General features: G+C 62.1%; 20 protein-coding genes. 17 read left to right on the top strand and 3 right to left on the bottom strand.

Translation table 11 applies throughout. The features are described 5' to 3' along the window. A partial coding sequence (locus tag AC07X4_RS13280; RefSeq protein WP_494740324.1) for an Rne/Rng family ribonuclease occupies positions 1 to 1,641 on the bottom strand: 1,641 nt, incomplete at its 3' end. A gap of 599 nt (positions 1,642 to 2,240) precedes the next feature. Here AC07X4_RS13280 and AC07X4_RS13285 point away from each other — a divergent pair. From AC07X4_RS13285 to AC07X4_RS13300, 4 genes are all read left to right on the top strand, one after another. Continuing rightward, positions 2,241 to 3,242 (top strand): RluA family pseudouridine synthase, encoded by a 1,002-nt coding sequence (locus tag AC07X4_RS13285; protein ID WP_494740325.1) that lies wholly within the window; start codon positions 2,241 to 2,243, stop codon positions 3,240 to 3,242. Positions 3,243 to 3,267: 25 nt separating this feature from the next. Continuing rightward, the gene (locus AC07X4_RS13290) at positions 3,268 to 3,942 is read left to right on the top strand and encodes an HAD family hydrolase (protein WP_494740326.1); all 675 of its coding nucleotides are present in this window, start codon (positions 3,268 to 3,270) and stop codon (positions 3,940 to 3,942) included. A gap of 26 nt (positions 3,943 to 3,968) precedes the next feature. Beyond that, complete coding sequence (locus tag AC07X4_RS13295; RefSeq protein WP_494740327.1) at positions 3,969 to 4,349, top strand: Rieske (2Fe-2S) protein; 381 nt, start codon at positions 3,969 to 3,971, stop codon at positions 4,347 to 4,349. A gap of 92 nt (positions 4,350 to 4,441) precedes the next feature. After that, positions 4,442 to 5,488, top strand: coding sequence for a S49 family peptidase (locus AC07X4_RS13300; protein WP_108497129.1), 1,047 nt, complete (start codon positions 4,442 to 4,444; stop codon positions 5,486 to 5,488). A 276-nt stretch (positions 5,489 to 5,764) separates the two neighbouring features. Here the strand turns inward: AC07X4_RS13300 and AC07X4_RS13305 are convergent, their stop codons facing one another. Continuing rightward, the gene (locus AC07X4_RS13305) at positions 5,765 to 6,541 is read right to left on the bottom strand and encodes an SAM-dependent methyltransferase (protein WP_108497130.1); all 777 of its coding nucleotides are present in this window, start codon (positions 6,539 to 6,541) and stop codon (positions 5,765 to 5,767) included. After that, the gene (locus tag AC07X4_RS13310) at positions 6,538 to 7,137 is read right to left on the bottom strand and encodes a Maf family protein (protein WP_494740328.1); all 600 of its coding nucleotides are present in this window, start codon (positions 7,135 to 7,137) and stop codon (positions 6,538 to 6,540) included. The genes AC07X4_RS13305 and AC07X4_RS13310 overlap by 4 nt, the downstream gene beginning before the upstream one ends. A gap of 25 nt (positions 7,138 to 7,162) precedes the next feature. On the opposite strand from AC07X4_RS13310, the gene AC07X4_RS13315 reads away from it, so the two are divergent. From AC07X4_RS13315 to AC07X4_RS13375, 13 genes are all read left to right on the top strand, one after another. Beyond that, positions 7,163 to 7,711: a YceD family protein gene (locus AC07X4_RS13315; protein WP_056061340.1), complete on the top strand. Its 549-nt coding sequence runs from the start codon at positions 7,163 to 7,165 to the stop codon at positions 7,709 to 7,711. Between the two features lie 111 nt (positions 7,712 to 7,822). Continuing rightward, positions 7,823 to 8,005 (top strand): 50S ribosomal protein L32, encoded by a 183-nt coding sequence (rpmF, locus tag AC07X4_RS13320; protein ID WP_005794249.1) that lies wholly within the window; start codon positions 7,823 to 7,825, stop codon positions 8,003 to 8,005. Positions 8,006 to 8,112: 107 nt separating this feature from the next. Then, positions 8,113 to 9,165, top strand: coding sequence for a phosphate acyltransferase PlsX (plsX, locus tag AC07X4_RS13325; RefSeq protein WP_494740329.1), 1,053 nt, complete (start codon positions 8,113 to 8,115; stop codon positions 9,163 to 9,165). Next, positions 9,165 to 10,142 (top strand): beta-ketoacyl-ACP synthase III, encoded by a 978-nt coding sequence (locus tag AC07X4_RS13330; RefSeq protein ID WP_099729687.1) that lies wholly within the window; start codon positions 9,165 to 9,167, stop codon positions 10,140 to 10,142. Before plsX ends, AC07X4_RS13330 begins: the two co-directional genes overlap by 1 nt. Before the next feature lie 59 nt (positions 10,143 to 10,201). Beyond that, positions 10,202 to 11,152, top strand: coding sequence for an ACP S-malonyltransferase (gene fabD, locus AC07X4_RS13335; protein WP_494740330.1), 951 nt, complete (start codon positions 10,202 to 10,204; stop codon positions 11,150 to 11,152). Beyond that, entirely contained in the window at positions 11,149 to 11,907 is a 759-nt protein-coding gene (gene fabG / locus AC07X4_RS13340; protein WP_108497133.1) for a 3-oxoacyl-ACP reductase FabG, read from the top strand. Before fabD ends, fabG begins: the two co-directional genes overlap by 4 nt. Positions 11,908 to 12,010: 103 nt before the next feature. After that, positions 12,011 to 12,250: an acyl carrier protein gene (gene acpP / locus AC07X4_RS13345; RefSeq protein WP_003058049.1), complete on the top strand. Its 240-nt coding sequence runs from the start codon at positions 12,011 to 12,013 to the stop codon at positions 12,248 to 12,250. A 48-nt stretch (positions 12,251 to 12,298) separates the two neighbouring features. Beyond that, complete coding sequence (gene fabF / locus AC07X4_RS13350; protein WP_494740331.1) at positions 12,299 to 13,543, top strand: beta-ketoacyl-ACP synthase II; 1,245 nt, start codon at positions 12,299 to 12,301, stop codon at positions 13,541 to 13,543. A gap of 190 nt (positions 13,544 to 13,733) precedes the next feature. Continuing rightward, the gene (locus tag AC07X4_RS13355) at positions 13,734 to 14,186 is read left to right on the top strand and encodes a hypothetical protein (protein ID WP_494740332.1); all 453 of its coding nucleotides are present in this window, start codon (positions 13,734 to 13,736) and stop codon (positions 14,184 to 14,186) included. A 6-nt stretch (positions 14,187 to 14,192) separates the two neighbouring features. Further along, positions 14,193 to 14,819 (top strand): RNA polymerase sigma factor RpoE, encoded by a 627-nt coding sequence (gene rpoE / locus AC07X4_RS13360; RefSeq protein WP_494740333.1) that lies wholly within the window; start codon positions 14,193 to 14,195, stop codon positions 14,817 to 14,819. 9 nt (positions 14,820 to 14,828) lie between these two features. Next, positions 14,829 to 15,479, top strand: coding sequence for a sigma-E factor negative regulatory protein (locus AC07X4_RS13365; RefSeq protein WP_494740334.1), 651 nt, complete (start codon positions 14,829 to 14,831; stop codon positions 15,477 to 15,479). Positions 15,480 to 15,514: 35 nt separating this feature from the next. Further along, entirely contained in the window at positions 15,515 to 16,576 is a 1,062-nt protein-coding gene (locus tag AC07X4_RS13370) for a MucB/RseB C-terminal domain-containing protein (protein ID WP_494740355.1), read from the top strand. A 184-nt stretch (positions 16,577 to 16,760) separates the two neighbouring features. Continuing rightward, on the top strand, positions 16,761 to 18,209 hold the full coding sequence (locus AC07X4_RS13375; RefSeq protein WP_494740335.1) for a Do family serine endopeptidase: 1,449 nt from the start codon (positions 16,761 to 16,763) through the stop codon (positions 18,207 to 18,209). The last annotated feature ends 441 nt before the right edge of the window (positions 18,210 to 18,650 follow it).

Genomic DNA, 18,650 nt, shown 5'->3' on the forward strand with positions numbered 1-18,650 from the left:
TGCGGCGCCTTCAGGGCGGGGCTCCGCCACGGGGGCGGGTGCGTCAGGCAGCACGCCCTTGATCACCGGGGTCTGCTTGTTGGTGGGCTCCTGCGAGCGGCGCGTCACGGCCGTGGGGTCTTCCACTTCCTCGGCGAGCTTGTAGCTGGCTTCGATGTGGTCCAGGCGCGGGTCGTCGTGCTTGAGACGTTCCAGGCGGTAGTTGGGGGTTTCCAGCGTCTTGTTGGGCACCATCAGCACGGCCACGCGCTGCTTGAGTTCGATCTTGGCGATCTCGGTGCGCTTCTCGTTCAGCAGGAACGAAGCCACTTCCACCGGCACTTGGCAGTGCACAGCGGCCGTGTTGTCCTTCATCGACTCTTCCTGAATGATCCGCAGGATCTGCAGGGCCGACGATTCGGTGTCGCGGATGTGGCCCGAGCCGCCGCAGCGTGGGCAGGGGATGGACGAGCCTTCGCTCAAGGCGGGCTTGAGGCGCTGGCGGCTCATCTCCATCAGGCCGAACTTGCTGATGGTGCCGAACTGCACGCGGGCGCGGTCCTGGCGCAGCGCGTCGCGCAGGCGGTTTTCCACTTCGCGGCGGTTCTTGCTCTCCTCCATGTCGATGAAGTCGATCACGATCAGGCCGCCCAGGTCGCGCAGGCGCATCTGGCGGGCCACTTCGTCGGCGGCTTCCAGGTTGGTGCGGGTGGCGGTTTCCTCGATGTCGCCGCCCTTGATGGCGCGGGCCGAGTTCACGTCCACGCTGACCAGCGCTTCGGTGTGGTCGATCACGATGGCGCCGCCCGAGGGCAGTTGCACGGTGCGGGCATAGGCCGATTCGATCTGGTGCTCGATCTGGAAGCGGCTGAACAGCGCGGCGTCGTCGCGGTAGCGCTTCACGCGGGCGGCATGCTCGGGCATGACGTGCGCCATGAACTGCTGCGCCTGTTCGTAGATGTCGTCGGTATCGATGAGGATGTCACCGATGTCGTTGTTGAAGTAGTCGCGGATCGCGCGGATGACGAGGCTCGATTCCTGGTAGATCAGGAAGGCGCCCTTGCCGCCCTTGGCGGCGCCGTCGATGGCGTTCCACAGCTTGAGCAGGTAGTTCAGGTCCCACTGCAGCTCGGGCGCGGTGCGGCCAATGCCGGCGGTGCGCGCGATGATGGACATGCCGTTGGGGTATTCCAGCTGGTCCATCGCCTCCTTGAGCTCGGCGCGGTCCTCGCCCTCGATGCGGCGCGAGACGCCACCACCGCGGGGGTTGTTGGGCATCAGCACCACATAGCGGCCGGCCAGCGAGACGAAGGTGGTCAGGGCTGCGCCCTTGTTGCCGCGTTCTTCTTTTTCGACCTGGACCAGCAGTTCCTGGCCTTCCTTGATCACTTCATTGATGCGCGCCTGGCTGGGCGAGACACCGGGGGTGAAGTAGCTGCGCGAGATTTCCTTGAATGGCAGGAACCCGTGGCGGTCTTCGCCGTAGTCCACAAAACAGGCTTCCAGCGAAGGCTCGACGCGGGTGACGACGGCCTTATAGATGTTGCCCTTGCGCTGTTCGCGCCCTTCGATTTCGATTTCGTAGTCGAGGAGCTTTTGTCCGTCGACGATGGCCAGGCGCCGTTCTTCGGGCTGCGTGGCGTTGATGAGCATCCGCTTCATGATGCGATTCCTTCAGTGTTTCGCGGACAGCAGCGGTGCAGCCCACCTGACCCACAGGGAGGGCTGCGCGGGCTGCTGCCCACAGTTTCCAAACCAATACAACAAGCTCTACAGGAGCTGTGAATGCCTGGACTGACGCATCGAAACGAAGGGAATTGCCGGGAATGCCAATGATCTGCCGCGCTCTAGCGCAGCATCGTGAGGCAGGGGCGCGTGGATGGGGGCGAGTGGTAGGAGCGCAGTTTTGCTAGCAAAAGAGTAGCTGATTGCGCTTGCTGGCTGGGCGTTGGGGCTGAATTGGAGCGTGCAGCCGGGGGCATCAGCCACCGCCACAAGGTCACCATCCAGCTCATCAACAACCACATGCTCGCTTTGATCCGCTGACAGGCTGCGCCCGGGTAGGGAACATCTGCCAGCTTGGGGGATTCCGTATCAGTGTTTCAATCTGTCAGCCCGCCGCACGGCGTGCTGGCCACCACAGGCATCTGGCCTGCAATCTGCGCGCACGACGCCCGGTGGCATCGACCTGCCTGCGTGAGGGGCAAGGGCTGTGTGGACTAAACTCCAGACAAATCAACCACTTACATAACAACGCGCAGGTGAAACACATTATAGGGGCCAAACCGCCCACAGCCCCTGCGGGGCTTCCCGCAGCCCGCCTGGTGGAAGTGGATGCTGACTCCGCTGGCCAGCGGCTCGATAACTTTTTGATACGCCACTTGAAAGGCGTGCCAAAAACGCATGTCTACCGCATCATCCGCAGCGGTGAGGTCCGCATCAACAAAGGCCGCGTGAGCGCCGACACCCGCGTGGAAGTAGGGGACGTGGTGCGCCTGCCGCCCGTGCGCATCTCCGACAAGGTGGCCGAGAAGGCCGAGCGTCCGGCGCCTGCGCGCGAATTTCCCATCCTGCTCGAAGACGAGCACCTGATTGCCCTGGACAAGCCCGCGGGCGTGGCGGTGCATGGCGGCAGCGGCGTGAGTTTTGGCGTGATCGAGCAATTGCGCCAGGCGCGGCCGGCGTCCAAGTTCCTGGAACTGGTGCACCGTCTGGACCGCGAGACCTCGGGCATCCTGCTGGTGGCCAAGAAGCGGTCAGCGCTCACTCACCTGCAAGACCAGTTCCGTGAGCGCGAGACAGGCAAGACCTATCTGGCACTCGTCACGGGCATCTGGCCTGCCAACAAAAAGGTCATCGACCTGCCACTGCACAAGTACCTGCAGGCCGACGGCGAGCGCCGCGTGCGTGTGACCACGGCCGATGACCCGGACGGCATGCGCTCCATCACGCTGGTCAAGGTGCGCAGCACCGTGCCCGCGCGCCCCGCTCAAGGCCTGCCGTCGATGTCTCTGCTGGAGGTGACCATCAAGACCGGCCGCACCCATCAGATCCGCGTACACCTGGCCAGCCAGGGCCACGCCATCGTGGGTGACGATAAATACGGTGACTTTGACCTCAACAAGCGCCTGCAGAAGCTCTCGATGAAGCGCATGTTCCTGCACGCATGGCGGTTACAGTTCAACCACCCCGCCTCGGGCGAGCGCGTGCAACTGATTGCCGAGCTACCCCCTGAGCTGGCCGATTTTGTGTCCCCTGCCTGACGATCCTGCGCGAAGAACCCCCTCCATGTCTGCCAAAAACTTCCGTCCGCGCCGCTTCGACCTCATTGCCTTTGACTGGGATGGCACCCTGTTCGACTCCACCGCCATCATCGTGCGCTGCATCCAGGCTGCGGTGCGCGACGTGGGCGGCATGGTGCCCACAGACAAGGAGGCCGCCTATGTGATTGGCATGGGCCTGATGCAGGCGCTGGCCCATGCCGCCCCCGATGTGCCGCCCGAAAAGTACACCGAGCTGGGCAACCGCTACCGCTTCCACTATATCCAGCACCAGGACGACCTGAGCCTGTTCGACGGCGTGTTGCCGCTGCTGAACGATCTGCGTGAACGTGGGCACCTGCTGGCCGTGGCCACAGGCAAAAGCCGGCGCGGGCTGGACGAGGCGCTGCATTCGGTGGATTTGCGCGGCGTGTTCGACGGCTCCCGCACCGCCGACCAGACCGCTGGCAAGCCGCACCCCCTGATGCTGCAGGAGCTGATGGCCGAATTTGACGTGGCGCCTGAGCGCCTGCTGATGATTGGCGACACCACCCATGATCTGCAGATGGCGGTCAACGCGGGCTGTGCGAGCGTAGGGGTGAGCTATGGCGCACACGAGCCCGACGCCTTTCATGCCCTCCAGCCGCTGGCGGTTGTGCATTCGGTGCGCGAGCTGCACGACTGGCTGCTGCACAACGCTTGACGCGGGTATCGGAGCGGGACGAGCCCATGACCATACCCTCCTCTGATCAGCCTATCGCGCTGTGCAACAGTGGCGACCTTGTCGATGGAGGCCTGGCCGTGCCGTTTGATGTGCAGTACGCAGGCCAGACGTGCAGAGCCTTTGCAATCCGCTACCGAGGCCTGCCGCACGCTTACCTCAACCGCTGCACCCATGTGGCAATGGAGATGGACTACCAGCCCAACCGCTTTTTTGATGACACAGGCCACTGGCTGTTGTGTGCCACCCACGGGGCGGCCTACTTGCCCCATACCGGCCAGTGTGCGGGCGGTCCCTGCCGCAGTGGGCTGGTCAAAATTGCCCTGTCGGAGAGCGATGGTGTGGTGCGCTGGCATACTGCCTACAACCTGCAGCCTGTAGAGTTCTAGAAAATCCAGATGAATTACCCTGATGTGCTGCCGCCCGACGCGGGCCACCGCAACGCGCGGGCCGCAGCGGTGCAGTGCCCAGGACGCATGACATGACAGACCCCCAGCAGCCCGCCTCGTCGGGCTTTGACCCCAAAAGCAATTCCGCCCCCGATCTGTGGGCGCAAGCAGCTACTAATTCAGGAGCCCCTGTGAGCGATTCATCGCGTGAACCCGGGTGGGAACGTGCCACGCTGGAAAAGCTGGCCTTTGCCGCCCTCAACGAACAACGCAGCGCCCGCCGCTGGAAGATTTTTTTCCGCCTGACATGGCTGGTGTTGTTTGCTGCTGTTGCGTTCGTGGCCCTGCGTCAGGCGTCGCCCAGCACCAGCAAAAGCACGCCGCACACCGCCGTGGTGGACATCAAGGGCGAGATCGCCAGTGGCGCCGAGGCCAGTGCCGAGTTTGTGGTGGCCGCCATGCGCAGCGCGCTGGAGGATGAGGGCTCGCAAGCGCTGGTGCTGCTCATCAACTCGCCCGGTGGCAGCCCGGTGCAGGCCGGCATCATCAACGACGAGATCGTGCGCCTGAAAGCCAAGCACAACAAACCGATCTACGCCGTGGTCGAAGAAACCTGCGCCTCGGCTGCCTACTACATTGCAGCCGCCGCCGACGATATCTACGTGGACAAGGCCAGCATCGTGGGCAGCATTGGTGTGCTGATGGACGGTTTTGGGTTCACCGGCGTGATGGAGAAGGTGGGCGTGGAGCGCCGCCTGCTCACCGCAGGCGAGAACAAGGGTTTTCTGGACCCTTTCAGCCCGCAGACCGAGAAGCAGCGCGCCTACGCGCAGACCATGCTCGACCAGATCCACCAACAGTTCATTGCCGTGGTGAAAGCAGGGCGCGGTGACCGTCTCAAGACCACGCCCGATACCTTCAGCGGCTTGTTCTGGACGGGCCAGCAGGCCGTGGAAATGGGCCTGGCGGACAAGCTGGGCAACCTGGACTATGTCGCGCGCGAAGTGGTCAAGGCCGAAGACATCATCGACTACACCCGCCGCGACAACGTGGCCGAGCGCCTGGCCAAGCGGTTTGGCGCGGCGGTGGGCATGGGCGCCGTCAAGTCACTGGCCATATCGGGGCCACAGTTGCGCTGATATTCGCCTCGGAGTCGGCAGGGGGCGTGATCATCCGCGCAAGCCCTTGCATCGACGGCAGATGTCTATTCGAAGCCCCTGCAGAGGTATCTGCCGGGGCTTTTTTGTGGGGCCTGGTTGCGCTGTGCTGCGGTGCCGGTGTGGGGCCGTTGTGCAGCGGTCTGAGGGTTTTTGGGGGTGTTTTGGGGCGGTTGCGCTAGTGGAATATGCCTGGAATGCTCTTGAATATGTAGCATTCCAGGCGCCTCGCCCGTAGCGTGTTACTCCGTCGCTGCCTCAACGCCCCAGCGCAAACACCACGGGGGTGCGGTTGTCCGGCGGTGCGGGCTGCTGCTTCCACTGGCGTACCAGCTGGCTTTGCACCCGCGCGTCGGGCAGGGTCAGGCCGCTGGCCAGCGCCAGCCGGGTGTGCGGCTGCAGGGTCTGAACCAGTGCCTGCCACAGGGCCGGGTTGCGGTACGGGGTCTCGATGAACAGCTGGGTCTGGCCCGTGCGCAGCGCGATGCCTTCCAGCTCCTTGATGCGCTGTGTGCGCTCTTGTCCGTCTTGTGGTAGGTAGCCGACGAAAGCGAAGTTTTGTCCATTGAGGCCACTGGCGGCCAGGGCCAGCAGCAGCGACACCGGCCCTACCAACGGCACCACGCGCAGGCCCAGGTCGTGCGCGGCCCGCACCACCGACGAGCCAGGGTCGGCCACTGCGGGCATACCCGCTTCGCTGACCAGGCCGATGTCGTGCCCGTTCAGGGCCGCAGCAAGCAACGGGCGGGCATCGAACGGCGCTGAGCCTTTGTCGCCGTGGTCGCCTTTTTTGTGCACTTCACGCGGCAACTCGGTGATCTGCTGTTGCTGTAGAGAGAGGGCCAGGGGGTGCAGCGCGTCAATGCGCTTGAGGTAGGCGCGCGTGCTCTTGGCGTTTTCGCACACCCAGTGGGTCAGGCGGGCGGCTGTCTGCAGGGTCGCTGAGGGCAGGGCATCCTGCAGTGGGGCCTGGGTGTCGCAGCCAAAGTCGAGGGGGGCGGGCACCAGGTACAGCGTGCCGGTTTTTACGTTCATGGCAGCACCAGCCCTGCTGCGCGCAGCATGCGGCATGTGCGGATCAGTGGCAGCCCGATGAGTGCCGTGGGGTCATCGCTGTGGATGGCGTCCAGCAGGGCAATGCCAAGGCCTTCGCTCTTGGCGCTGCCCGCGCAGTCGTAGGGCTGCTCGGCGCGCAGGTAGCGCTCGATTTCTTCATCCGATAGATCGCGGAACTTCACCTCCACGGGGGCGAGGTCCACCTGTTCAAAGCCGATGGCCGCGCACACCACCGCCAGGGCGGTTTGGAACACCACCGTCTGGCCGCGCATCTGGCGCAACTGCTGCACCGCGCGATCGTGCTGGCCCGGTTTGCCCAGCGGCTCTCCGGCCAGGTCGGCCACCTGGTCGGATCCGATCACCACGGCTTCGGGGTGCTGCCGCGCCACAGCTTGCGCTTTGGCCAGAGCCAGGCGCATGGCCAGGGCGCGGGGCGCCTCGCCGGGCAGGGGGGTCTCATCGACATGGGGGGCGGTCACTTCGAAAGGCAGGTTCAGCCGTTCCAGCAATTCGCGACGGTAGCGCGAGGTCGAGCCCAATACCAGAGGGCGTTGCGGGGAGGGGGATTGATGCATGCGCCGATTCTCTTACACTGCCGCCATGACCAAGGAATTCTCCGCACAGCGCCTCGACGTGAAAGCCTTCGCACAGGCGGGCGGTCGGCTGGCGGGACACGACTCGCTGCTGAAGTACGAACGCCTGGCGCAAGAGGCCAAAGGCCTGCACCCCGACCTGCTGGTGGACTGGGAGGCGACGGGCGAAGTGCGCACTGCCCTGGGAGGCATGGGGCAGGTCTGGCTGCACATCAAGGTGCGCGCCAGCTTTCCCATGGAGTGCCAGCGCTGCCTGACGCCGGTCGATGTGCCCCTGGAGGTGGATCGTGAGTTCCGCTTTGTGGCGGACGAAGCCACGGCCGAGGCCCTGGACGATGAGAGCGAAGAAGACCTGCTGGCCCTGAGCCGCGAGTTTGATCTGCACGAACTCATCGAAGACGAGCTGTTGATGGCTTTGCCCGTGGTGCCCAAACACGACGAGTGCCCGACCTCGGTGCCGCTGGCGTCTTCGGACGACGATTTTGAAGAAGCCAACGCCGAAAAACCCAACCCGTTTGCCGCGCTGGCAGCCTTGCGCAAAGACGCCAAAGACTGATTCATCGACCCAAAAATCATTTGGGTTATAATCGTGGGCTTCACGCGAACCCCATCGTGTCTTTTTGGGCTGATCGCGTTTTTACCAACCTATTCCAGATCAGGAGCCATCATGGCCGTTCAGCAAAACAAAAAGTCCCCTTCCAAGCGCGGCATGCACCGCTCGCACAATGCCCTGAACGTGCCAGGCATTGCCGTGGAACCCACCACTGGTGAAACGCACCTGCGTCACCACATCAGCCCCAACGGTTTCTACCGTGGCCGTCAGGTGCTGAAGAACAAGTCTGAAGCCTGACCTTCACCCCATCCAAAGGCCCGTTGCTACAAACCTTGTAGCGCGGGCCTTTGTTTTGACCGTCGTATTCATCTCTCGGCCCTTTGGGCCGGCCGGACAAGTCGCCCATGATCACACTGGCTGTTGACTGCATGGGGGGCGACCATGGCCCCCGCGTCACGCTCGCGGCGTGCCGCCAGTTTCTCGACCACCACCCGGATGCCCGTCTGCTGCTCGTTGGCTTGGCGGACAGCCTGCAATCGTTCTCCCACGACCGAGCCACCATCGTTCCCGCTACCGAAGTGGTCGCTATGGATGACCCGGTGGAAGTGGCCTTGCGCAAGAAGAAAGATTCTTCGATGCGCGTGACCATCCAGCAGGTCAAGGATGGCACGGCTTCGGCGGCCGTGTCTGCGGGCAATACCGGTGCCTTGATGGCCATTGCCCGCTATCTGCTCAAGACGTTGGACGGTATCGACCGTCCTGCCATCGCTACCCAGCTGCCCAACGCCACCGGTGGTGCCACCACGGTGCTGGACCTGGGGGCCAACGTCGATTGCTCGGCCGAGCACCTGCTGCAGTTCGCCGTGATGGGCTCTGCCCTGGTATCCGTCCTTCAGGAGGGTGGCGAGCCCACGGTGGGTTTGCTGAACATTGGTGAAGAGGTCATCAAAGGCAGTGAGGTGATCAAAAAGGCGGGTGAATTGTTGCGATCTGCGGCTAACTCCGGTGATTTGAACTTCTATGGCAATGTGGAGGGCAACGATATCTTCAAGGGGACGGTGGATATCGTGGTCTGTGATGGTTTTGTGGGCAATGTGGCGCTCAAGGCCAGCGAAGGTGTGGCCTCGATGATCATCGGAGCACTTAAAACCGAGTTTTCGCGCCATATTTTTACCAAAATGGCTGCTATCGTCGCCTATCCGATCTTAAAAGCGTTGATGAAGCGCATGGATTACCGCCGTTACAACGGTGCGGCGCTCCTCGGCCTGCGCGGGCTGGTGTTCAAGAGTCACGGATCGGCAGACGCCATGGCTTTCGAGCAGGCGTTGAACCGGGCGTATGATGCAGCCCGCAACAACCTGCTCGACCGTGTCCGGACCCGGATTGCGCACGCGGCGCCTCTGCTGGCGCCTGCAGATGCCCAGCCCCAGCCTGGCGTTGCGGCGACCGCACAATAATGAGACGTTATTCCCGCATTACCGGCACCGGCAGCTACCTGCCTCCCCGCCGGTTGACCAACGCTGATCTGGTCGCCGAACTGGGCCAGCGCGGTATCGAAACCTCCGATGAATGGATCGTGGAGCGCACCGGCATCCGGGCGCGCCACTTTGCGGCGCCGGATGTGACCGCCAGCGACTTGGGGTTGGAGGCTGCGCGCAATGCCCTGCAGGCCGCCGGCCTGCAGCCCACCGATATCGATCTGATCATCGTGGCCACGTCGACGCCGGACATGGTGTTCCCGTCCGTTGCTTGTATCTTGCAGAACAAGCTGGGTGCTAATGGATGCCCTGCGTTTGATGTGCAAGCTGTGTGCAGCGGTTTTGTCTATGCCCTGTCGGTGGCGGACGCCATGATCCAGACAGGTGCTGCCAATCGCGCGCTGGTGATTGGTGCAGAGGTTTTCAGTCGCATCCTGGACTTCAACGACCGCACCACCTGTGTGTTGTTCGGTGATGGTGCGGGCGCTGTGGTGCTGGAGGCCTCTGACACGCCTGGCATTCTGTCGAGCGACCTGCACGCCGACGGCAAGCATGTCGATATTTTGTGTGTGCCCGGCAATGTGTCCGGCGGCAAGGTGCTTGGGGATCCGGTCCTCAAGATGGACGGGCAGGCGGTCTTCAAGCTGGCAGTGGGTGTGCTGGAGAAGGCGGCCCACGCGGCCCTGGCCAAGGCCGGGCTGACCGAGGCCGATATCGACTGGCTGATCCCGCACCAGGCCAACATCCGCATCATGCAGAGCACCGCCCGCAAACTGAAGATGTCCATGGACAAGGTGGTGGTCACGGTGGACCAACACGGCAACACCTCGGCAGCTTCCATTCCGCTGGCTCTGGACCATGGGGTGCGCACCGGTCAGGTCAAGAAAGGCGAAACCCTGCTGCTCGAAGGCGTGGGTGGTGGTTTTACCTGGGGTGCTGTGCTCCTGAAGTTGTAGCTGCTGGCGCAATAAGTACCTGCGCTACCGGCCAGTTTCATCATATTTCTGGATTTTTCATGAAGTCTTTTGCATTTGTCTTTCCGGGGCAAGGCTCGCAATCGGTTGGCATGCTCGATGGTTGGGGTGACCACCCGGTGGTGGCGCAGACCCTGCAGGAAGCCTCGGATGCTTTGGGTGAGGATGTCGGCCTGCTGATCAAGGAAGGCCCCAAGGAGGCTTTGGCCCTGACCACCAACACCCAGCCGGTGATGCTGGTCGCTGGCGTGGCGGCATGGCGGGTGTGGCGCGCAGAAGGCGGCGCAGCCCCGGTGGCCGTTGCCGGGCATTCGCTGGGTGAATACTCTGCCCTGGTGGCGGCTGGTGTGTTGACGCTCGCGCAGGCGGCCCCGCTGGTGCGGCTGCGTGCGGCGGCCATGCAAGAGGCGGTGCCTGTCGGCACCGGCGCCATGGCAGCCATTCTGGGCATGGAGGCTTCCAAGGTCATCGCTGGTTGTGCCGAGGCTTTGGCATCGTTCGGGCCAGGTACGGTTGAGGTGGTGGAGGCTGTCAATTTCAACGACCCGATCCAGACCGTGATCGCCGGTACCAAGGCGGGTGTGGACAAGGCCTGTGAGGTGCTCAAGGCGGCGGGCGCCAAGCGCGCATTGCCCCTGCCAGTGTCGGCGCCTTTCCATTCCAGCCTGATGAAGCCTGCGGCTGAAAAGCTGCGTATGGCGCTGGCGGAGGTTGCGCTTGCTACCCCTCAGATTCCGGTGGTCAACAACGTGGACGTGGTGGTGCAGCAAGACGCTGATGCCATTCGCGAAGCGCTCTACCGCCAGGCCTTTGGCCCCGTGCGCTGGGTGGAATGCGTGCACGCGCTGAAAGGCCGTGGTGTGACGCACATCATTGAATGTGGCCCTGGCAAGGTGCTGGCAGGCCTCATCAAACGCATCGACCCTGAACTGGTCGGCGCAGCATTGTTTGACTCGGCCACACTGGCTGAAACCCGGGAGTTGTTGGCATGACGGAATCGACCCAGACAGCAGTGCAGGCAGCGCAAGTGGCACTGGTGACCGGTGCATCGCGCGGCATCGGTGCTGCCATTGCCCTGGAGTTGGCGGTGCGCGGCTACCAGGTGGTGGGTACAGCCACCACGGATGAAGGCGCTGTGCGCATCAGCCAGGCGCTGTCGGCTTACCCTGGTTGCCGCGGTGCCAATCTGAACGTGAACGATGTGGCTGCGGTCGAGGCCCTGATGGACGCCATCGTCAAGCAGCAAGGTGGCTTGCATGTGCTGGTGAACAACGCGGGCATTACGCGCGACACTCTGGCCATGCGCATGAAGGACGACGACTGGGATGCCGTGCTGGACACCAATCTCAAGGCGGTATTCCGCACGAGCCGCGCCGCGATCCGGCCGATGATGAAGCAGCGCTTTGGGCGCATCATCAGCATCACCAGCGTAGTGGGTGCCTCGGGCAATCCAGGCCAGGCCAACTACGCCGCGGCCAAGGCGGGTGTGGCGGGCATGACGCGCGCGCTGGCCCGTGAGCTGGGCAGCCGCAGCATCACCGTGAACTGCGTGGCACCCGGTTTCATCGAGACCGACATGACCTCCGTGTTACCCGAAGACCAGCAAAAAGCGCTCAATGCGCAGATCCCGCTGGGTCACATGGGCAAGCCGGCCGACATCGCGCACGCGGTGGCGTACCTTGCCTCGCGCGAGGCTGGCTATGTGACAGGGCAGGAGTTGCATGTCAATGGCGGCATGTACATGTAGTTATTGAAAGTTAACGCCGGTTCATCCGGACGGCGGGTCGTTTAGGGGCTTCTCCTTAAGCGGCTAGAATCGCGGATTCATTCACAACCCCCAGAGGGAAACCATGAGCGATATCGAAGCACGCGTCAAAAAAATCATTGCCGAACAACTCGGTGTGGAAGAGTCCCAAGTCACCAATGAAAAGGCCTTCGTGGCAGACCTCGGTGCCGACTCGCTCGACACGGTGGAACTGGTGATGGCTCTGGAAGACGAATTCGGCATCGAGATCCCGGACGAAGACGCCGAGAAGATCACCACGGTGCAAAACGCCATCGACTACGCCAACACCCACCAGAAGGCCTGAGCGGCGCCCTGCGCCTGACTCAAGCGATCAGCAGAAGGTTTTATACGCATGAGCCGTCGTCGCGTTGTCGTGACCGGCCTGGGTTGCGTCAGCCCCGTGGGTAACACGGTGGCCGAGTCCTGGGCCAATCTCCTTGCCGGCCAGTCCGGCATTGATCTCATCACCAAGTTCGATGCATCGAACTTCGCCTGCAAGATTGCGGGAGAGGTCAAAGGTCTTGACCTGGAGTCGTACATCAGCGCCAAGGATGCGCGCGCGATGGATACCTTCATCCACTATGGCATCGCTGCTGCAGCGCAGGCCGTCCAGGACGCAGGGCTTCCCACGGGTGAAGCGCTCAGTGAGGAGTTCGCCACACGCATTGCCTGCGTGATCGGCTCCGGCATTGGCGGCCTCCCGCTGATCGAAAACACCCACGCCGAGCTGGTCAGCCGCGGGCCACGGCGTATCACCCCATTTTTTGTACCTGCGTCCATCATCAACATGGTGGCAGGGCATGTGTCCATGCGCTTTGGCTTCAAGGGGCCCAACCTTGCCGTGGTGACTGCCTGCACAACAGGCTTGCACTGTATCGGCGAGGCAGGTCGCATGATCGAATACGGCGATGCGGACGTGGTCGTGGCTGGCGGTACCGAATCCACGGTATCTCCGCTTGGCATCGGCGGGTTTGCCGCCATGCGGGCCCTGTCCACCCGCAACGACGACCCCAAGACGGCATCCCGCCCCTGGGAGAAGGATCGCGACGGTTTTGTGCTGGGCGAAGGCGCCGGTGTGATGGTGCTCGAAGAGTATGAACACGCCAAAGCGCGAGGCGCCAAGATTTATGCCGAACTCAGCGGCTTCGGCATGAGCGCAGATGCAGGTCACATGACGGCACCCAACATGGATGGACCCCGCCGCGCCATGCTCAGCGCGTTGCGCAACGCCGGGATCAATGCCGATCAGGTGGATTACCTTAACGCCCACGGCACGTCCACTCCTCTGGGCGACATCAACGAAACCAATGCAATCAAAGCGGCCTTGGGCGACCACGCCTACAAGACCGTTGTGAGCTCCACCAAATCCATGACGGGCCACTTGCTCGGCGGTGCGGGGGGGATTGAGAGTGTTTTCACCGTGCTGGCACTGCATGAACAAAAAGTGCCGCCCACCATCAACCTGTTCAACCAGGATCCGGAGTGCGATCTCGACTACTGCGCCAATACGGCGCGGGACATGAAGATTGATGTGGCCGTCAAGAATAACTTTGGCTTTGGCGGCACCAACGGAACGCTGGTATTCAAACGCGTCTGATTGCGCGTATATACCAATCTCGGATTCGATGGCAATACGTATCGCTCGTGGCCTGCGGGCGATGTGTGATTGACTGTGGTGTCGGACCGTCATCGAATTGGCGCTTGATCCGCCCGTCGAAGGGAGCTGTCTTGTGACGCGGCTTTCGAGACGGCCTCCCTCTGTCCAATATCCGTTGTGTCGCAGTCGGGTGTTGGGCGTGCTGTTGGCTGCCTGGGTGCTTGCTGGTGGTGCCGTTTTGGTTGCCTGGATCGCTTTGGGTAGCCGTGCTGAGCATCTGTCTATCGCAGTGGCCCTGTGTTTCTGGCTGCCATCGATGGCGGCTGCCATGCACTTTTGGTGGAGCCAAGCCCGTGGAGTTTTGCAGTTCGACGGCCAAGCCTGGACGCTGAACCGAGTGGCGCCGCCCACCAGTGTGCCGCTGACGCTTTCAGCGCCTCCGGAGGTGCTTCTGGATCTGCAGGCGCATCTGTGGGTGCGCATCTTGCTCGTCGGACATCCGCCGCTGTGGTTGTGGCTGGAGCGTTCCAGTCAGCCAGAGCGCTGGATGGACTTGCGCCGTGCGGTATATTCGCGCGCCAGATCGGGCGCTGACAACGCTGACGAAACCGCCCGGCAAGCTGCCCCAGGGCGTGAATACTGAGTATCCATGACTGTAATTCCGCCTTCCCCCTCCGAAGACAGCGACCTCCAACTGGTGGAGCGCACGGTAGCGGGCGACCAGCGCGCCTATGAATTGCTGGTCATCAAGTACCAACGCCGCATCGAACGACTGATCGGGCGCATGGTGCGCGACACGGACCTGGTGCAGGACATTGCCCAGGAAACCTTCATTCGCGCCTATCGGGCGCTGCATCAGTTTCGCGGCGACGCCCAGTTTTACACCTGGCTGTACCGGATTGCTGTCAATACAGCCAAGAAGGCGCTCATGGACATGAAGCGCAACCCGGTCATTTCCGAAAATGCATTCAGGGGTTCGGAGGACGAGGATGAAACTTCCCGCCTTGGACACGAACTAACCAGCGACGAAACCCCCGAAACTGTCCTTGCGGCCCAGGAAATTGCCCAGGTCGTGAATGCAGTCATGGAGGCCTTGCCCGATGATCTGCGCCAAGCTGTCACGCTGCGAGAGATTGAAGGGCTCAGTTATGAAGAAATTGCTACCGCGATGGGGTGCCCCATTGGTACGGTGCGATCTCGAATTTTTCGGGCGCGAGAAGCCATTTCGGCCAAAGTGCGACCCTTGCTCGAAAACCAGTCGGGCAAACGGTGGTGAGGTGATTGAATGAACAAGGCACAAACAGGTATCACCGCCTCGGCGGACGTCAGCTTGACCGGCGGACGGAGCGAACAGCTATCTGCTCTGGCGGATGGTCAGCTGCACGGCGATGAGTTTGCCGATGCGCTGGCCTGGGCGGCGGAAGACGAAGGACGCGACACATGGGCGGTTTACCACCTTGTGGGCGATGCGTTGCGTTCTTCTGATTTGGCGCGGCCAGCAAATCCAGCGTTTTTGTCCCGCTTGCGCGAAGAGCTGGCCAAGGAGGCTCCGCCACAGCGTCCACATGTTCCAGCCCAGCTGGGCATCGTAGCCACCCCTCTGCCTGTGGCTGCCAATGCTTCGGTTTTCCGTTGGAAGATGGTTGCGGGCTTTGCGTCGCTGGCCGCCGTGGCGGCCATTAGCTGGACCTCGTTTTCCCAACTGCAGGGGGCGGGTGTAGCGGGCGCTCAACTGGCCGCGTCTTCCCCCGAGCGTGCGACGGCGCAAGGCGCGCCTGTCGTGGCTGTTGCTGATGCGGACGGCCAGCAAGTGATGATCCGGGATCCTCGATTGGATGAGTTGCTGGCGGCCCATAAGCAGTTTGGCAGTACGTCGGCCCTGCAGATGCCTGCTGGCTTTTTGCGCAACGCTACTTTTGAGACTCCTGGCCGCTGAATTGTGAACGGTATGTCTGGCGCTGAGATCGTGTGATGAACCCCTCTGGAGTTGCGAAGGTCTTTGGAAATACCCGGGTTCGATGGCTTGACTCGCTGATAGCCGCAGCGATGTGTGGCTTGTTCGTGGGGCCTGTGGCGGGGGCTCCTGCTGCATCCTCTGAGTCAACTACCACTGCAGTGGCCGAGCGCGACATGGCGCAGTGGATCGAGCGCATGCACAGCGCAACGTGCAGCCGAGCCTATGCCGGAACCTTTGTGGTGTTGTCGGCCAACGGCGCCATGTCCAGCTCACGCATCTGGCACGCATGCGATGGCCAGCAACAATTGGAGCGGGTTGAATCGCTCAGTGGCACTCCGCGCACGGTCTATCGCCGTAACGACGAAGTTCGTACCTTCCTGCCCCAGGCGCGCGTTGTGCGGTCAGACCGCCGCGATGTATCTGGGCTCTTTCCGCGCGTACCTGTTGTCAGCGGTACATCGATCGCCCAGTTCTACACGCCCCGCCTGCTGGGGCAGGAGCGCGTGGCTGGCTTCGTGTCGGACGTGGTCTGGTTTCAGCCGGCGGATACCCTGCGGTTCGGTTATCGGCTCTGGAGCGAGCGTGAAACCGGGCTGGTGGTGAAGCTGCAGACGCTGGCGGCTGATGGTCGGGTCTTGGAGCAAGCGGCTTTTTCCGAGCTGGATCTCAATGCGCCGGTGAAGGTTGATCAGCTGACGCGTCTGATGGACGCGACGTCGGGTTACAAGGTGGTTGCACCCTCAGTGGTCAAAACTACGGCAAAGGCCGAAGGGTGGGCCTTGCGCCAGCCCGTGGCCGGATTTGTGCCTGTCAGCTGTCACCGACGGGCGATGTCTGACGCTCCGGATGCCTCCAGTGTCTTGCAGTGCCTGTACTCCGATGGACTGGCCTCGGTGTCGTTGTTTCTGGAGCCCTTCGACCCGCAGCGTCATCCCGCGCAGCCCCAGGTGTCCAGCATGGGCGCTACACAGCTGGTAGCCCAGCGTGGGCCGTCAGACACGTGGTTGACCGCAGTGGGAGAGGTACCTCTGCAGACACTGCGCCTTTTTGTAGGTCAGCTGGAGCGCCTGCGCTGACAGCCGCGCTGCAGATGACTGCGGGCCGCCATACCCGGTCATTTGGCGGGTTGTGTGGGCATATGGAGGGCGTGACGAATGCGGGGAACCATTTGGCGTCACACTCTTCACAGTCACACACAATTCGTGAACAGCATTCGCCAAGAATCAAGAAAGGTCGAAGATGCCGAAGTTTGATGGAAGTATGTTGCGTTCGGTGGCAGTGGCATGCCTGATGGGTGGTCTGGCCACGGTCTCGGTAGCGCCCCATGCGGCGTTGGCACAACCTGCACAGCTGGTTCGGGGCTTGCCTGATTTCACCGATCTGGTGGATCAGGTGGGGCCGTCAGTGGTCAACATCCGCACCGTCGAGAAAGCGTCCAGTCGAGCCAACGCCAATGGCATGGACGAAGAGATGCTGGAATTTTTTCGCCGATTTGGGGTACCCATCCCCAATGCTCCGCGTCAACAGCGGCCTCAACGGCCTCAACAGGAAGAAGAGGCGCAGCCACGTGGAGTGGGATCGGGTTTCATTCTGACCTCTGACGGGTTTGTGATGACCAACGCGCATGTGGTTGAAGGCGCTGACGAGGTCATTGTGACCTTGACGGACAAGCGTGAGTTCAAGGCGCGCATCGTGGGGGCTGACAAGCGCACTGACGTGGCCGTTGTGAAGATCGAGGCGTCAGGATTGCCTGCTGTGAAAGTGGGGGATGTGAGTCGCCTCCGAGTGGGCGAGTGGGTAATGGCGATCGGTTCACCCTTTGGGCTGGAAAACACGGTCACCGCGGGCATCGTCAGTGCCAAGCAGCGCGATACGGGTGACTACCTACCCTTCATCCAGACCGATGTGGCCATCAACCCTGGAAACTCTGGCGGGCCGCTTATCAACATGCGTGGTGAGGTGGTGGGCATCAACAGCCAGATCTATTCCCGCTCTGGCGGATTCATGGGTATCTCGTTCGCCATCCCCATGGATGAAGCCATCCGTGTGAGTGAGCAGCTGCGCGCTTCGGGTCGTGTGACGCGTGGCCGTATCGGTGTCCAGATCGGGCAAGTCACCAAGGATGTTGCTGAGTCGATTGGCCTGGGCAAGGCGCAGGGCGCTCTGGTGACGGGCGTGGAGGCAGGATCGCCCGCCGACAAAGCGGGTGTGGAGGCGGGCGACATCATCACGCGCTTTGATGGCAAACCCATCGAGAAGGTGGCAGACCTGCCGCGCCTTGTGGGCAACACCAAACCAGGCAATCGCAGTTCGGTGACAGTGTTCCGTCGCGGTGCATCCCGCGATCTGGCCATCACCATCGCGGAGATCGAACCTGACAAGCCCGCCACCAAAGTAGCCGAGCGCGAGGAGAAGCCCAAGGCCTCTGCCGCTGCACAGCAGATCGGTTTGTCAGTGACGGAACTGACGGATGCACAGAAGAAGGAACTCAAGCTCAAGGGCGGGGTGGTCGTGGCGACCGCCACGGACGCGGCAGCACGCGCTGGCCTCCGGGAAGGGGACATCATCCTGTCGGTTGCCAACACCGAAGTGGCGGGCGTGAAAGAGTTTGAATCCGTGTTGTCCAAGGCTGATAAGAGCAAGTCCATCAATGTGCTGTATCGCCGCGGCGAGTGGGCTCAGTACGCGCTGATTCGCCCCGGCAGATAAGCGCCACAAGCGAGAACGAGGATGGCCCGGAGTCGGGCCATTCCCTACGTTTCAAGGGGGCCATTGTCGGTGCCTGGTTTTTTTTGATGGGTTGGTAGGAGGCGTCCACACCAGTCTAGATGTTAGCTTTTGCTAACTTTTCAGAGGTCCATCAACCAGTTTCGATAGAATAGAGACTTGCGTTCAACGCTTATCTGCATATCGACGGGCGCTCTGTTCACGATGTGGGATGTTTTTGAGCAATGCACAGCTGATCCACAGCTCACCCACAAGTTGTCCAGCGTTGTTCTTGTGCAGACTGTGTATAAACTGTGTATAAAATTCCTGTTGCACCCTGGCAACTTCCCTTGGATGCCGAGGGGCGGGCTTTTTCAGGCGGCCTTTTTGCCTACAATAAAGCTCCAACTATCGCAGTTGCCAATGATTGTTGGTTCAGGGCGC

The sequence above is a fragment of the Acidovorax sp. GW460-11-11-14-LB4 genome, assembly GCF_059423685.1.